The 15893-nt window shown below is 51.7% G+C and carries 17 protein-coding genes; 14 read left to right on the top strand and 3 right to left on the bottom strand.

Annotated elements, in window-relative coordinates; all coding sequences use genetic code 11:
• Positions 1-42 precede the first annotated feature (42 nt).
• On the bottom strand, positions 43-1881 hold the full coding sequence (gene ilvD, locus B2R29_RS12690; protein WP_301181400.1) for a dihydroxy-acid dehydratase: 1839 nt from the start codon (positions 1879-1881) through the stop codon (positions 43-45).
• Between the two features lie 62 nt (positions 1882-1943).
• On the opposite strand from ilvD, the gene B2R29_RS12685 reads away from it, so the two are divergent.
• From B2R29_RS12685 to B2R29_RS12675, 3 genes are read left to right on the top strand one after another with little or no spacing between them, the layout of a single operon-like run.
• Entirely contained in the window at positions 1944-2366 is a 423-nt protein-coding gene (locus B2R29_RS12685) for a thiol-disulfide oxidoreductase DCC family protein (protein WP_301181399.1), read from the top strand.
• Positions 2356-3345 (top strand): glycerophosphodiester phosphodiesterase, encoded by a 990-nt coding sequence (locus tag B2R29_RS12680; RefSeq protein WP_301181398.1) that lies wholly within the window; start codon positions 2356-2358, stop codon positions 3343-3345. The genes B2R29_RS12685 and B2R29_RS12680 overlap by 11 nt, the downstream gene beginning before the upstream one ends.
• Complete coding sequence (locus tag B2R29_RS12675) at positions 3342-4724, top strand: ribonuclease J (protein ID WP_301181397.1); 1383 nt, start codon at positions 3342-3344, stop codon at positions 4722-4724. The genes B2R29_RS12680 and B2R29_RS12675 overlap by 4 nt, the downstream gene beginning before the upstream one ends.
• Positions 4725-4727: 3 nt before the next feature.
• On the opposite strand, the gene arsH is transcribed toward B2R29_RS12675, so the two are convergent.
• Complete coding sequence (gene arsH, locus B2R29_RS12670; RefSeq protein WP_374047323.1) at positions 4728-5471, bottom strand: arsenical resistance protein ArsH; 744 nt, start codon at positions 5469-5471, stop codon at positions 4728-4730.
• A gap of 137 nt (positions 5472-5608) precedes the next feature.
• Between arsH and B2R29_RS12665 the strand changes: the two genes are divergently transcribed.
• The 11 genes from B2R29_RS12665 to B2R29_RS12615 all read left to right on the top strand — a co-directional run bounded on the left by B2R29_RS12665 (position 5609) and on the right by B2R29_RS12615 (position 15240).
• Positions 5609-7726: a TRAP transporter large permease subunit gene (locus tag B2R29_RS12665; protein WP_301181396.1), complete on the top strand. Its 2118-nt coding sequence runs from the start codon at positions 5609-5611 to the stop codon at positions 7724-7726.
• A gap of 84 nt (positions 7727-7810) precedes the next feature.
• Positions 7811-9400: a peptide chain release factor 3 gene (locus B2R29_RS12660; RefSeq protein WP_301181395.1), complete on the top strand. Its 1590-nt coding sequence runs from the start codon at positions 7811-7813 to the stop codon at positions 9398-9400.
• Between the two features lie 224 nt (positions 9401-9624).
• Positions 9625-9840 (top strand): hypothetical protein, encoded by a 216-nt coding sequence (locus tag B2R29_RS12655; protein ID WP_301181394.1) that lies wholly within the window; start codon positions 9625-9627, stop codon positions 9838-9840.
• Between the two features lie 122 nt (positions 9841-9962).
• The gene (gene rplM, locus B2R29_RS12650; protein WP_301181393.1) at positions 9963-10394 is read left to right on the top strand and encodes a 50S ribosomal protein L13; all 432 of its coding nucleotides are present in this window, start codon (positions 9963-9965) and stop codon (positions 10392-10394) included.
• 4 nt (positions 10395-10398) lie between these two features.
• Positions 10399-10791: a 30S ribosomal protein S9 gene (gene rpsI / locus B2R29_RS12645; RefSeq protein WP_068443028.1), complete on the top strand. Its 393-nt coding sequence runs from the start codon at positions 10399-10401 to the stop codon at positions 10789-10791.
• A 223-nt stretch (positions 10792-11014) separates the two neighbouring features.
• The gene (gene petA, locus B2R29_RS12640) at positions 11015-11611 is read left to right on the top strand and encodes a ubiquinol-cytochrome c reductase iron-sulfur subunit (RefSeq protein WP_301181392.1); all 597 of its coding nucleotides are present in this window, start codon (positions 11015-11017) and stop codon (positions 11609-11611) included.
• Positions 11611-12837: a cytochrome b gene (locus B2R29_RS12635; protein ID WP_301181391.1), complete on the top strand. Its 1227-nt coding sequence runs from the start codon at positions 11611-11613 to the stop codon at positions 12835-12837. The genes petA and B2R29_RS12635 overlap by 1 nt, the downstream gene beginning before the upstream one ends.
• Before the next feature lie 13 nt (positions 12838-12850).
• The gene (locus B2R29_RS12630; protein WP_300428597.1) at positions 12851-13606 is read left to right on the top strand and encodes a cytochrome c1; all 756 of its coding nucleotides are present in this window, start codon (positions 12851-12853) and stop codon (positions 13604-13606) included.
• 112 nt (positions 13607-13718) lie between these two features.
• Positions 13719-14345 (top strand): stringent starvation protein SspA, encoded by a 627-nt coding sequence (gene sspA / locus B2R29_RS12625; RefSeq protein ID WP_300428595.1) that lies wholly within the window; start codon positions 13719-13721, stop codon positions 14343-14345.
• A 13-nt stretch (positions 14346-14358) separates the two neighbouring features.
• Complete coding sequence (locus B2R29_RS12620; protein ID WP_300428594.1) at positions 14359-14775, top strand: ClpXP protease specificity-enhancing factor; 417 nt, start codon at positions 14359-14361, stop codon at positions 14773-14775.
• A gap of 102 nt (positions 14776-14877) precedes the next feature.
• A complete protein-coding gene (locus B2R29_RS12615) occupies positions 14878-15240 on the top strand; it encodes a DUF4112 domain-containing protein (protein WP_300428592.1) in 363 nt (120 codons plus the stop codon).
• Positions 15241-15267: 27 nt separating this feature from the next.
• On the opposite strand, the gene B2R29_RS12610 is transcribed toward B2R29_RS12615, so the two are convergent.
• Entirely contained in the window at positions 15268-15705 is a 438-nt protein-coding gene (locus B2R29_RS12610) for a hypothetical protein (protein ID WP_300428590.1), read from the bottom strand.
• Positions 15706-15893: the final 188 nt, after the last annotated feature.

The following is a 15893-nucleotide window of genomic DNA, read 5'->3' as shown; positions in this document are numbered from 1 at the left end:
CTTAAGTGAACAGCATTACGGCATAAGCCGGCCTTTTCTTTATCAGTCGTCGAGCATTGCCTTGTCGCGGACAGCACCTTTGTCGGCGCTGGTCGCGAACTTAGCGTAGGCTTTCAGGGCTGTGGTCACTTTACGTGGACGCTCAGCCGCTGGTTTCCAGCCTTTCTTATCCTGCTCATGGCGACGGTGAGACAGCTCTTCGGCAGTCAGGTCGACATTGATCGAACGGTTAGGGATATCGATGTTGATGATATCGCCGTCTTTCAACAGGCCAATCGCACCACCAGAAGCAGCTTCTGGTGAACAGTGACCAATCGACAGGCCAGAGGTACCGCCAGAGAAGCGTCCGTCAGTCAGCAGGGCGCATTCTTTGCCCAAACCTTTCGATTTAAGGTACGAGGTTGGGTACAGCATTTCCTGCATGCCCGGGCCACCTTTCGGGCCTTCGTAGCGGATGATGACGATATCACCAGCGACGATTTCGTCATTCAGGATGCCGGTGACGGCGTCGTCCTGACTTTCGAAGATGCGCGCACGGCCTTGGAATACATGGATAGACTCATCCACACCGGCGGTTTTTACCACACAGCCATCGAGGGCGATGTTGCCGTACAGTACTGCCAGACCGCCTTCCAGTGAGTAGGCGTTGTCGATGCTGCGGATACAGCCATTTTCGCGGTCGCCATCGAGTGTTGGCCAGCGAGTACTCTGGCTGAACGCCGTCTGAGTCGGAATTCCCGCTGGGCCCGCTTTGTAGAACTGAACCACTTCTTCGCTCGGGCTGCGCATGATGTCCCACTTATCCAGTGCTTCTTTCATGGTGGCGCTGTGAACCGTTGGCAGGTCGTTGTGCAGCAGGCCTGCGCGGTCGATTTCACCCAAAATGCCCATGATGCCACCGGCGCGGTGAACGTCTTCCATATGATATAGCGGTGAGTTCGGTGCCACTTTACAAAGCTGAGGAACCACGCGTGACAGGCGATCAATGTCTTTCAGGTCGAAGTCGACTTCGGCTTCTTGCGCGGCTGCCAGTAAGTGCAGAATAGTATTGGTTGAACCGCCCATGACGATATCGAGGGTCATCGCGTTTTCAAACGCTTTGAAGCTGGCGATTGAACGTGGCAGTACAGACTCGTCGTCTTGCTCGTAGTAACGCTTGGCGTTTTCAACGATACGACGACCTGCTTCGAGGAACAGTTGCTCGCGGTCAGCGTGCGTTGCCAGTACTGAGCCGTTGCCCGGCAGGGCCAGACCCAGTGCTTCAGTCAGACAGTTCATCGAGTTTGCGGTGAACATGCCAGAGCACGAACCGCAGGTCGGACAGGCGCTGCGCTCGTATTCGGCGACTTTCTCATCAGAGGCAGAATCGTCAGCGGCGATGACCATAGCATCAACCAGATCCAGCTTGTGCTCAGACAGTTTTGTCTTGCCGGCTTCCATCGGGCCGCCAGAAACAAAGATCACTGGAATATTCAGGCGCAGAGCGGCCAACAGCATTCCTGGGGTGATTTTGTCGCAGTTCGAGATACAGACAATCGCATCAGCACAGTGCGCGTTAACCATGTATTCGACAGAGTCAGCGATGATTTCACGGCTAGGCAGGCTGTAGAGCATGCCGTCGTGACCCATGGCGATGCCGTCATCTACGGCAATCGTGTTGAATTCCTTCGCTACGCCACCGGCTTTCTCAATCTCGCGGGCAACCAGCTGGCCAAGATCTTTCAGGTGAACGTGACCCGGAACGAACTGAGTAAATGAGTTCGCAACGGCGATGATGGGTTTCTGGAAATCATCGTCTTTCATACCCGTCGCACGCCACAGGGCGCGGGCTCCAGCCATATTACGGCCAGCGGTAGACGTCTTGGAACGATACTGAGGCATGATCTATTGTCTCTTTAAGCGTAAAATAGTGGTGCATTGTATCAATCAGCGAGGTTGTGTGCATGTCTGAACTTACCCTGTATTACGATGGCTACTGCCCTCTGTGTGTGCGCGAAATGGACCACCTGAGAAAGGCAGATCAGGCCGGTCGCCTGACGCTGGTGGATATTCAGCAGGAAGGGTTTACTGAGCGTTATCCGCACATTGATCCGCAGGCGGCGAGCACCATCCTTCACGCCGACACCGTAGACGGTGAACTCCTGCTGGGTTTAGATGTCACTTATCGTGCCTGGTCGCTAGTTGGACGAGGCTTCTGGATTGCCCCTCTGAGATGGCCCGTTATTCGCTGGTTTGCAGATAAAGCCTATCTCTGGTTTGCGCGCAATCGTTACAAGGTGTCTGGCTGGCTGACAGGTCAACAGCGATGCGACACCTGTGGTCCACAAGGATGTTCAATTGACGGTAAGAAACAAGGTGATAACTAAGCGCGCAATATTTCCCCCTCAGGCTATGGCCTTATCGACAACCGTATTACTCGGTTGGCTGTCGCTGATGTTGGCGGGCTGTTCGTTATCTCCAGTGAAGCCTCTGGATTCTGAGGTCGCCAGTCTTAAATCGCGGCTCTACCTCGCTCACGGTGCCAGTGCAGGAGATGCGCCCCTGAATTCCTTACGGGCGATTGAAGCAACTCTCCAGCGGAACGATTACGACGGTATCGAAATCGATATCGTATTGGCCGGCGATAGTGTTCCGTTGCTGGCTCATGATCCATGGATCAGTCAGGAAAACTGTCGTCGCTACGATGGTCAGGCATTTGAACCTGTATATATCCGGGATGTGTATTCAGATGAGCTGAATGAATTGTTCGAATGCCACTTCCCTGCTGGAAAGAGCGGTGCTGCAGAAAAGACGTCTGAGTACCATCCGCTGGTAACGCTGGCTGAAGCTCTTTCTGTTGCCAGAAATTATCCTGATAAAACCATTTATCTCGATCTGAAAATTCAGGACGGAGTCACACTGGATGTTGAAGAGTACGGCGCTGAAATATTTCTGGCGTTGACTGAACAGGAAATAGAAAACCCTGTATTTATCGAAGTTCCTGAGAAGCATCAGGTGGAAAAAATAAAGCATTCTCTTGAAGATTTTAATGCTCGAATTGCACTCTCATATCCTGCTTTCTACGCTGGAGAGGATTGGGATTATATCGGAGCGATGGCAGCCATTCGTACTTTTTTCTTCGCTGAAAATCCTGTCGATGCCGCGCAGGAATCAAATGCAGATGTATTGATTGGCCCAACGATAGTTATGTCGCATTCTTCTGTTGAGAAACTACACCAGAGCCAGGTTCTGTTTGGAACCTTTCTGGTCGATGATGCTGAATCTCTGAAGTCAGCCTGTAATCACGGAGCAGATATTATTATTACGGATATTCCTGTTGGGCAGCGTTGCGAGCCTGATTTATGACGCCTTCCAGTTCGGACCTGGTCTTTCTGCCCTTAGGCGGTACCGGCGAAATCGGCATGAACATGAACCTGTATGGCCACGACGGAAAGTGGTTGATGGTCGATTGTGGCGTCACCTTCCCTAAGCCCGGGCGTGTCAGCGCAGATGGCACGCGTCATCATAGCGGCGAGCCCGACACGCAGATGCCTGACCCTGAATTTATTGAAGCGTGTAAGGATGATCTGGCAGGTTTAATTATTACCCACGCCCACGAAGATCACGTTGGTGCTGTCCCGTATCTCTGGCACAAACTGCGCTGCCCGATTTATTGCACGCGGTTTACCGCTGAAGTACTCAAGAAAAAGCTCGCCGAGCATGGTCTGTTGCATCAGGTGAAAATCATTATTCCTGAAACTGGCGAGCGTTTGCATATCGGCCCGTTTGACGTGCAGTGGTTGCCGTTAACCCATTCGATTCCTGATCCGAACTGTTTAATGATCCGCACCCCAGTCGGGAACATCTTCCATACGGGTGACTGGAAGCTTGACCCTGATCCGGTCGTTGGCCATGGCTATAAAGAAGAGACCTTCCGTAAGCTGGCCGATGAGGGGGTGTTGGCGATGGTGTGCGACTCGACCAATGCCACGACAAAGGGGCACTCAGTATCAGAGGGTGATCTTTATGATGGGTTACGCCATTACATCGAGAGTGCGAAAGGTCGCGTGGTTGTCACCTGTTTCGGCAGTAATATCGCGCGTTTGCTGACGTTATCTCATATTGCCGAAGATACCGGGCGTTACATGGGGCTGTATGGCCGCTCGCTGATTAATATGCATCAGTGCGCAAAGCGTGCTGGCGTGTGGCCGTTTAATGCGGGCTCGGTCGATACCGGGCATCTGGGTTATTTACCGCGCAATGAAGTACTCGCGGTTGCGACCGGCAGTCAGGGGGAACCCCGCACCGCGTTGCGCAGGCTTGCCGCCGGAACGCATCCGGATTTTGAACTGGAAGCAGGCGATCGGGTGATCTTCAGTGCCCGCGCGATCCCCGGTAATGAAGAAGCTATTCAGGGCGTGATAGATCAGCTCACTGCGATCGGTGTTGAGGTCATTACGGTCGATAATGCAGAGCATGACATCCATGCTTCGGGGCATCCGGCGCAGGATGAACTGAAGCTCTTATATAACTGGGTTCAGCCTGAGATTGCGATTCCTGTTCATGGTGAAACTGAGCATATGAAAGCCCACGCAGGGCTGGCAAAGGGCTGCGGAATTTCGCGTACCATGACCGGGCGGAATGGTGACCTGTTTATGTTGCGGCCGGTGCCGGGAATGCAACGTCAGAAGGTCAGGACGGGCCGCCTCGGATACGAAAAAGGCGGCCTGGTAAAAGTAGATTAGAGTTCAGAGTGAGCGGGTGTCGATCCGCTTTCTGAATTCTTCTGCACTTTCTTTTCGCTCCGAGTAGCGGTCGGTAAAGTAGTCTTTTTTATCCCTGAGCAGCAGGGTGAATTTCATCAGCTCTTCCATAACGTCAACGATGCGGTCGTAATAAGACGACGGCTTCATGCGGTTGTCGTCATCGAACTCCAGCCAGGCTTTCGGTACTGACGATTGATTCGGGATGGTCACCATACGCATCCAACGTCCCAGAATACGCATCTGGTTAACGGCATTAAATGATTGTGATCCGCCACACACCTGCATAATGGCCAGTGTTTTACCTTGCGTCGGGCGCACGCCCTGCAATGCGAGAGGAATCCAGTCAATCTGCGATTTCATAATGCCTGTCATCGCGCCGTGACGTTCCGGGCTGCACCAGACCATACCTTCGCTCCAGTTGGCCAGCTCGCGCAGCTCCTTCACCTTCGGGTGATCGGCATCTGCATCATCAGGCAGTGGCAAACCGGAGGGATTAAACGTCCGCGTTTCAGCCCCTAACCACTCCAGAATCCGGGCGGCTTCCTCTGTCGCAAGACGACTGAATGAGCGCTCGCGCAGTGATCCATAGAGCAAAAGAATCCTTGGCTTGTGTTCACTCTCTTTTTCTTCAAAAAGAAGGCCTTCGTCGATTGGGCTCAGGCAGTCATCATCAATATTGGGCATGTGTTGGGACGTTGGACGGGGAGTATCGCTGCTGTCGGTCATAATTGGCTCTGAATGAATTTAATCGCTCGGGGTATATGCTAACCGGGCTTGCGGGCGTTACACAAAGTGTAATATTTCTGTGTATGATTCCCCTGCGATTCAATAAAAATAATACTGCCAGCAACGGGGTCAGCTGTATGGATCTGAACGGAATAACTCACTCTGATAAAAGTGCGCCTGGCAAAAATGAAGGCCTTTATCGATGGCTTTCCACGTTTCCTGCGTTTCTGATCTTACTCATCGTTGTATTGCTGAACACCAGTCACGCCATACATGCTCAGCTTTTATTGTTTGGTGAGGCTCAGTGGGAAGGGTATTACCAGTTACGGATTGATCCTAAAGCGCCCGCCTGCGACCCGGATCAGGATATAGAACAGGCGCTTCAGCGCATGATTAGGGAGCAGGAAGAGGCCGATGACGAGTTTGATCTGCTGGCTGTTGATCCTGTTCCACCGGATGTACTACGCCAGTCGCTCGAAGCGGCAAAAGCCGACTGCGAGTTTAAATTCAAGCGTTACCACGGCATCGTCGATCGTATTACCCCTACGGTTGAAGCCTATCGGTCGTTAGAAAAGTGGGTCGCGGACCTGGGTGAATTCCGCATGGTCGCTTCGGGCATCATGCTGGCGGTGCTAGTTCTGATCTGTGGTGGCACGGCACTCTTTCGAAAACATCATATTTCGCTGCGTCCTGCGGCAAGTGTGCTGGACTATCGGGTATCGGCACTGGCACAACTGGGTGCCTTTGCCATTCTGTTCTCTTCCATGATCAGCTTTAAGACCGTCGCGGTATCAGCCGGTATTAACGTAAGTTCTGAGCATCTGACACTGCTCTGGGTCTGGATTCTTGGCTTCGGCTCCGCGATGGCGATCTGCCTCTATCAGGTGATTAAAGTACCTGCCGATGCACAGCCGGGTGGTAATCTCGGCAGTGCGTTGTTGGCTACTCCGCTGTACGCCATTTTTACGCTTATCTCTGGTAGTTACTTTTTATTAAACGGGCACGCTTCGGGCATTGGTATTTATATCAATCAGATGATGGAGCTGGCCTCTCTGATGCTGAATGTGGCTCTCTATGTGCTGATTGGTATGTTGCTGAAGCGTACCGATCTGGCTCAGAAAGTGTTTGATGTTTTCCGCCCGTTTAACTTCCGCCCTGAAATGTTGGCAGTCATCGCCGTTGCTGTGTCCGCGGTGCCTACGGCGTATACTGGTGGTTCGGGTATCTTTGTCATTGCCGTGGGCAGCCTTGTCTACCTTGAGGTGCGCAGAGCCGGAGCTCGTCGACAACTGGCGCTCGCGGCGACGGCCATGTCCGGGTCGCTGGGTGTGGTGTTAAGGCCGTGCTTACTAGTGGTGATTGTTGCGGCGCTGAATAACGAAGTGACCACTGACGAGTTATTTGGCTGGGGTGTAAAAGTATTCCTACTAACAACGGCGCTTTTTGCTTTTTACGCCTTTATCACGAGCGAAAAGGGCGATTATCAGAACCTTCAATCATCAGAAGGCAGTGCGTGGCCCGCGTTTTTCAGAGCACTGAAGCCGCTGATACCGTATGTCGTGCTTATTGCCGCCACTCTGGTCGTTTACGCTTTGGTGTTGGCGGCGTACCTGGATGAATTTTCAGCGCCGACCATTCTTCCTGTGTTACTTGCTGTGATTCTTGTTTATGAGCGCGTTGCAGATAAAAGAGCACGGACATCCGGTGTGGTAGATGAGAGTACGCCTGAGAAACCTTCGTTGTTTGCCAATCTTCAGTCATCTACGTCAGAGGCGACTGTACATATCGGTGCCTTGTTGATGTTGATGGGCACGACCATGACCATTGGTGGTGTGATTGAGCGGGCTGAGTTGATGACTCTGCTGCCTGCCGAGTTCAGCTCGGTCTGGGTTGCGATGTTGGCGCTCGTCACTATTCTGGTATTGATTGGCATGATCATGGACCCATATGGCGCCGTGTTGCTGGTCAGCGTCACCATTGCTGGCATTGCCTATAAAGCCGGTATTGATCCTATTCATTTCTGGATGGTGACCTTGGTAGCCTTCGAGCTGGGGTATCTGAGTCCGCCCGTAGCGTTGAATCATCTGCTGACAAGGCAGGTCGTTGGTGAAGAAGAAATCCGGCTGTCAAAGCTTGAGACGGAAGGGGAGAACTTCTGGTATCGCCACGAAAAGATTCTGCTGCCACTGGTTACCATGGCAACGGCCTTAATTATCGTCGCGTTTGGGCCTCTGTTGTGGCAGGCATATCAGTAAACACACACGGCTTCGATCACCCTTTGAACAGAAGGCCGCTTTCAGGGAGAATAGCGGCCTTTCAATCTCCAGCTCAGAGAAGTCATGTCTGATACACCATTTCAGCAGGAAGTCGGCAAACGCCGTACTTTCGGCATTATCTCTCACCCGGACGCGGGTAAAACCACCATTACTGAAAAGCTGCTGCTGTTCGGGAATGCGATTCAGCTCGCTGGTACCGTAAAAGGTAAGAAGACAGGTCGTATGGCCACGTCTGACTGGATGCAGATGGAGCAGGAGCGGGGTATCTCGATCACGACCTCGGTGATGCAGTTCCCGTATCGTGAGCGTATGGTCAACCTGCTGGACACGCCCGGGCACGAGGACTTCTCAGAAGATACGTATCGCACACTGACCGCTGTTGACTCGGTACTGATGGTGATCGACGGCGCGAAAGGTGTAGAAGACCGGACCATCAAGCTGATGGATGTCTGTCGTCTGCGCGATACGCCAATTTTCACCTTCATCAATAAGATGGACCGTGAAGTCCGTGATCACATCGAAGTACTGGATGAGATTGAAACTGTACTCAATATTAAGTGCGCACCGGTCACATGGCCAATCGGCATGGGGAAAGCCTTTAAAGGTATCTACGACCTGATGACCGATACCATCCATGTATTCAAACAAGGTCAGGCGAGCGTCGTACCGGATGATATCCAGATTGGCGGGCTCGACTCACCTGAGGCGCTGGAGCTGTTGGGCGCAGAGCTTATTGAAGAAGTTAAAGAAGAAATCGAACTGGTACAGGCGGCCAGTCACGAATTCGATCTGCAGGAATACCTCGATGGCAAGCTGACGCCAGTCTTCTTCGGAACGGCACTGGCCAACTTTGGTGTGCGTGAAATGCTCAATTACTTTGTTGAGTGGGCACCATCGCCATTGCCGCGTGGTACTGATCTGGGCGAAGTCGCACCTGACAGCGATAAGTTCACCGGCTTCGTCTTTAAAATTCAGGCCAACATGGACCCGAAACACCGTGACCGCATCGCCTTTATGCGCATCTGCTCGGGCACCTACAGCAAGGGCATGAAAATGAAGCACGTCCGAATCGGCAAAGACGTGAAGATTGCCGATGCCGTGACCTTCCTGGCCGGTGACCGTTCGGCGGTGGAAGAAGCCATCTCTGGCGACATTATTGGTCTGCATAACCATGGCACCATTCAGATTGGCGACACCTTCACTATGGGTGAAGATCGTCAGTTCACCGGGATTCCGCACTTTGCGCCGGAACTGTTTAAGCGTGTTCGCTTAAAAGACCCTCTGAAGATGAAACAGCTGCAGAAAGGTCTGCAGCAGCTTTCAGAAGAAGGGGCGACGCAGCTGTTTATGCCGCTCAATAACAACGACCTGATTCTCGGGGCGGTGGGTGTGCTGCAGTTTGACGTTGTACAGCAGCGTCTGCGCGATGAATATAAGGTTGAGTGCATCTACGAGCCGGTGAACGTAAACACCGCACGCTGGGTTTACTGCGATGACGAGCGCAAGCTGGAAGAGTTTAAGCGTAAGGGCGGTGAGAACCTGGCGATCGATGGCGGTGGCTACCTGACTTACATTGCGCCGACTCGTGTGAACCTGTCGCTGACTGAGGAGCGTTGGCCGGATATTCAGTTCCGCTCTACACGTGAACACTGAGCAGCGAGCCGTAACCTGATAGTCGTAATAGCGCGCCGGTGATATTCGTCTGACTTTCCTTGCGGACAGGTCATTCTGAACTAAGCTTTCCTGCATGGATATCATCGCTGTGCGGGGGCTTAGCGACAATGGCGATTTACTTTTTATCAGGCGTACTCATTACATTGGTTCTTTGTGGTGGCATACGCTGGTGGATCCAGAGACTCCTGGCTCAGGAGAAACTGATGCTGGATGATGCAAAAGGTTACTTCCTGATTACCTGTATTGTGGTTGGCTTTCTCGTCAGCGCCGGATTCTTCTGGGCAGGGCAGGTGATGGGATATGATCAGGCAGAAGAAACCTCCCAGGCGATGGGGTTGGCCATTCTGCTCGACGTTATGGTGGCTCTTCTGAGCTTGATTTGGGGCCTGGTTTCTCTTAAAGAACCAGAGCAGTACTGAGTTTTTACCTCGTAATGCAGGGACTCAAAAACTAATTGAATTAGTCCTTGCACTACCCCAATCCCTCCTATAGAATGCCGCCCTCTTTTCGAATCAACAATGCCCTTGAAGGCGAGAATTTGATGAAAACTTACAGCGCAAAACCAGAAGCCGTAAAACGTGAGTGGTTTGTAGTTGATGCAGCTGATAAAACGCTGGGTCGCCTGGCCACTGAGGTTGCTCTCCGCCTGAGAGGAAAGCACAAGCCAGAATACACACCACACGTTGACACCGGTGATTACATCGTTGTTATCAACGCAGACAAAGTAAAAGTAACCGGCAAGAAAGCTGGCGATAAGATGTACCATCGCCACACAGGTTACCCGGGTGGTCTGAAATCAATCTCTTTTGAAAAGCTGATTGATTACAAGCCAGAACAGGTAATCGAACTTGCGGTGAAAGGCATGCTTCCTAAGAATCCTCTTGGTCGTGCTATGTTCAAGAAAATGAAAGTTTACGCAGGTACTGAGCACCCACATACTGCTCAGCAACCGCAAGAACTGAACCTGGGATAAGATGATGGCAGTAACACAATACTATGGTACCGGTCGTCGTAAGACCTCCACCGCGCGCGTCTTCCTGCGTCCTGGTACTGGCAGCATCGTAGTAAACAAGCGTCCTCTGGACGAGTACTTCGGTCGTGAAACGGCTCGTATGGTTGTTCGTCAGCCACTCGAACTGACTGAAAGCCTCGAAAAGTTCGACGTAATCATCAACGTACAAGGCGGTGGCGGTAATGGCCAGGCCGGTGCAATCCGTCACGGTATCACCCGTGCACTGATGCAGTACGATGAAACTCTGCGTCCTTCACTGCGTGCAGCGGGTTACGTTACTCGTGACGCTCGTGAAGTTGAACGTAAGAAAGTGGGTCTGCGTAAAGCACGTAAGAAGCCACAGTTCTCCAAGCGTTAATCCAACGCCGAAGAACAAAAAGAAGCGCTTATTGGCACAGATCAATAAGCGCTTTTTTTATGCCCAAAACCCCATGCCTTGTGGGTATTTCTGGTTGTTTCCTGACCCTGTTTTCTCTATTATGTGCGCCGCCCTGTATGCTACGCTTGATCTGTATAAATTATGTACAACTAGCGCAGGTCGCGTAGCTGCATAAGAATTTAAATGATGGGAGAAGATGGTAATGAGTCAAGACGGCGTTAATAAGGCCCGGCGTACTCTGCTGGTCGGCGCTACTGCCGGTGTCGGTGCTGTCGGTGCTGGCTTCCTTGCGGTGCCCTTCGTTAAGTCCTGGATGCCAAGTGAAAAAGCGAAGGCAGCTGGTGCTCCGGCGAAGATCGATGTCAGCAAAGTAGAACCAGGTGCAATGGTCACCGCTGAATGGCGCGGTAAGCCGGTGTATGTCGCTCGCCGTACCGACGACATGCTGAACACTCTGGAAGGCCTTGCTGACCGGTTGAAAGATCCTGAGAACGCTAATAAAGCGCAGCAGCCTGAATACGCTGACAACCTTTACCGTTCCCGCAAGCCTGAGCTGATCGTTCTGCTGGGTGTTTGTACTCACCTGGGCTGTGCTCCAAAGTACATCCCTGAAGTGCAGCCGCAGCCATTTGATCCAAACTGGCAGGGCGGTTGGTTCTGTCCGTGTCACGGTTCGCGTTTTGACCTGTCTGGTCGCGTCTACGGCGGTTCTCCAGCGTCTGATAACCTTATTGTCCCTGCCTACATGTTCGAAAGCGAAAATGTGGTTGTGGTCGGTGTTGATGAGGAGAACGCGTAATGAGCCAGAACACCAATAAAATCATGGCCTGGATCGATGACCGTCTTCCGGTAACCCAGACCTATGAAAAGCATATGTCTAAGTACTATGCACCGAAGAACTTCAACTTCTGGTACTTCTTCGGCGTACTTTCTATGCTCATGCTTGTTAACCAGATCCTGACCGGTATCTGGCTGACCATGCAGTTCACGCCAAGCGCTGAAGCTGCTTTTGCATCTGTCGAATACATCATGCGTGACGTAGAGTGGGGCTGGCTGATCCGCTACATGCACTCCACCGGCGCGACCTTCTTCTTTGTTGCTGTATACCTTCACATGATGCGTGCGATTCTGTACGGGTCATACCAGAAGCCACGTGAGCTGATCTGGATCTTCGGTATGCTGATTTACCTTGCCCTGATGGCTGAAGCTTTCATGGGTTACGTACTGCCATGGGGCCAGATGTCCTATTGGGGTGCTCAGGTAATTATTTCTCTGTTCTCTGTCATGCCATACGGCGACCTGCTGACTGAGTGGATCCGTGGTGACTTCCTGATTTCAGGCGCTACCCTGAACCGCTTCTTCGCACTGCACGTTGTTGCTGTACCTCTGGTGATTGTTGCCCTCGTTGTTATGCACCTGTTGGCGCTGCACGAAGTGGGCTCTAACAACCCAGATGGCGTTGATATCAAGAAACACAAAGACGAAAACGGCAAGCCGCTCGACGGTATTCCGTTCCACCCTTACTACACCGTTCACGATCTGGTGGGTATTGTGGTCTTCCTGATGGTGTTCTGTACTGTGCTGTTCTTCTTCCCAGAAGGTAACGGCTTCATGCTGGAATACGCTAACTTCGAGCCTGCAAACGGTCTGAAGACCCCAGAGCACATTGCTCCTGTTTGGTACTTCGGTGCGTTCTACGCCATCCTGCGTGCGGTTCCGGATAAGCTGCTGGGTGTAATCGCTATGGGTGCTGCTATTGCGGTACTGTTCGTACTGCCTTGGCTGGATCGTAGCCCAGTACGCAGCTGGCGTTACAAAGGCATCGTCAGCCGCATTTACATCGTAATCTTTGGCTTCAACTTCGCACTGCTGACGTGGTTGGGTACACAGCCTGCAACTGAGCTTCTTACTCTGATCGCTCAGATCGCATCTGTTATCTACTTTGGTTACTTCGCCTTCCTGCCAGTGGCACCGAAGTTCGAAAAAACCAAGCCTGTCCCTGAGCGCGTAACTGGAGGCCACTAAGATGAAACTGGGCATGAAAAAGATATTTGCACTGGTTGCTGCCTTCGTCCCAGCGCTCGCTCTGGCTGCTGGCAGCAGCGTTCCACTGGATGAGCACCGTACTGACCTGCACGACACTGCGTCACTGCAGCGTGGTGCTCAGACTTTCGCTAACTACTGTATGGGCTGTCACTCTATGGAGCACGCCCGTTACAACCGTGTAGCAAAAGATCTCGAGATTCCAGAAGAACTGATGATGGAAAACCTTGTGTTCGCCGACAAAAAGTTCGGTGACAAGATGACCATCGCAATGACACAGGAAGACTCCAAGCGTTGGTTCGGTGCTAACCCACCAGACCTGACGCTGGTTGCTCGTGTACGCCGTCCTGACTGGCTGTACACTTACCTGCGCAGCTTCTACGAAGATGACAGCCGTCCATGGGGCGTAAACAACGTGGTCTTCAAAGATGTGGGTATGCCACACGTTCTGGCTGAGCTGCAAGGTAACCAGGTACTGGGTACTGCACTGGTTGAAGAGGGTTTCGACACTCTGACTGGTCAGCCTATCATGGTTGAAAAAGAGCATGTTCTGTATATCGAAGAAGAAGGCACACTGTCTGCTGATGAGTATGACAAGCTGGTCTACGACCTCGTAAACTTCATGGTTTACATGGCTGAGCCTATCGCTGTTGAGCGTGAGCGTCTCGGTTGGTGGGTTCTGTTGTTCCTGGCCATCTTCTTTGTACCGGTATACTTCCTGAACAAAGAATTCTGGCGCGATATTAAGTAATTTTACTTAATTGAGCCTGAGTCAGAGCCCGACCGCCTTAAACAGCGGTCGGGCTGTATTCGTTTCAGGCCGTGCCCAATTAACTATTCGCAGTTATAAAAGAGAGGAAACTATGGGAGTTGTAGCCAAGCGCTCTTCCATGACGTTCTTATCCGATGCGGCTGATCACTACAGCCACCGTGTACGCATCGTACTCGCCGAGAAAGGCGTTACGGTTGATATTCACGATATCGACCCGGATAACAAGCCAGAAGATCTGGCCACACTGAACCCGTATAACAGCCTGCCAACTCTGGTAGACCGTGAACTGGTTCTGTACGAGCCAAACGTAATGATGGAATACCTCGATGAGCGTTTTCCTCACCCACCACTGCTGCCAGTATATCCAGTAGCCCGTGCGCAGAGCCGTCTGTGGATGCATCGCATCGAACATGACTGGTGTGGTCTGATTGAAACCATCCTGTCAGGCAAGCCGAAAGATGCAGAAAAAGCGCGTAAAGCGCTGACTGACAGCCTGGTTGCAACGACTCCTATCTTCACTGAGATGCCGTTCTTTATGAGCGAAGAGTTCTCAATTGTTGATTGCTGCGTCGCACCTATCCTGTGGCGTCTGCCTCTTCTCGGTATTGAACTGCCAGAGAAACAGTGCAAGCCGCTGATTCAGTACATGGAGCGTCTGTTCGAGCGTGAAAGCTTCCAGGCATCTCTGTCTGAAGCAGAACGCGAGATGCGCGACTGATATGAAAGATAAAATGACTCCCAGCCGCCCGTACCTGATGCGGGCGCTGAACGAGTGGATACTCGACAACGACTGCACGCCTTACGTGTTAGTTGATGCTGGGCTCCCGAATGTTCAGGTTCCTGATGATTACGTAAACAACGGACAGATAGTGCTGAATATCAGCCCGTCTGCAGTGCGCAGTCTGCTGATCAACCAGGAAGGGCTGTCATTTAATGCACGCTTCGGTGGTGTGCCAATGGATATTTACGTGCCTTTGATTGCGATTCTGGCGATCTACGCCAAAGAAAACGGTCAGGGCATGGTATTCGGATCTGAAGCCGGCGCGCCGGACCCGGATGATCCACCGCCACCTCCGGGTAAGCCGGAAAAAACGAGCAAGTCTGATTCATCAGGCTCTGGTCGTCCGTCACTCAAGGTTGTTAAATAACAGCTGTAAGTGAGTGCATAGAAACCGCCTACGGGCGGTTTTTTAATGCCTGCTCAAAACTAAGCCGGGTTTTATACTGTCGTATTCATACTGAAATAGAGAATGAGGCACAACGTGGCAACATCGGAAGACCTCAAACGGCTTAAGCAGGTAGAGCAGTTTGCGCGCATGATGGATGCGCAGTTTAAGATCCCGTTTACGCGATTCTCGATCGGTTTAGACGGGATTATTGGTTTGCTGCCCGGAATAGGTGATGGAGCGTCTTTCCTTATGGCGCTCTATCCTGTTGTTCTTGCGCATCGGTCAGGGGCTGGCTTCTGGCTGAAACTCCGAATGGTCATGAACATAGGTATCGATACCGTGATTGGTTCGATACCACTGATCGGTGATTTATTTGATATTGGTTTTAAAGCCAACCTGCGTAATGCTAAGTTATTGCGAAAGTTTCTCGAACAGCGCCAATAGCTCCGCATCGGCAACTGTTTAGCTCTGCTATGTCAGAGCAACAACAACCCCGTAGAACAAGATTAAAAAGCCACCAATTTCGGCCGCGATCAGTGTCCTCATATAGACTGGAATCGACTTATGTATAAAAGTCGGCTTCTCACCTTCTGACAGATGCAACTGATTGCGGGTGTCTTGTTTTATACCGTGGATAAAATAACTGATTACCGCAGTGGCGAAATACCCAACCAGAAGTACGACCGCTAAGAGCTCTAACCAATCGGCCAACTCACTGATCAAAACAAACTGATAAATCAGTACACAGGCAAACGCATACATTAAAGACGCTCGGTGACACACATCGATATAAATATGAGCACGCCCCTTTGGTGAAGCAACTATCTGCTGATACTTGATCACCCCAGTGATCAGACCAAAAAGAAAGAACACACCAGCAGACAGAATAGAAATAACCGCGGCAGACATAACAGAACCCTTTTACTAAAGGTCATCAGTGTAATCAGGTAACGCCCGTGTGTGTAGGAGTGATGTTACTGCGTTGTGGGAGCGAATCAGCCGAAGGCTATTCGCGATAGCGTTTGCACAAGCAAGCCTGAGTAATAGATTGCTGAGATCTAGACTTACATTATGCCAGCCAGATCGCCAGAATGGGT

It is taken from the genome of Thalassolituus sp. UBA3500 (assembly GCF_002377545.1).
Lineage (GTDB): Bacteria > Pseudomonadota > Gammaproteobacteria > Pseudomonadales > Oceanobacteraceae > Thalassolituus.
This window is presented reverse-complemented; position numbering and strand designations above follow the sequence as displayed.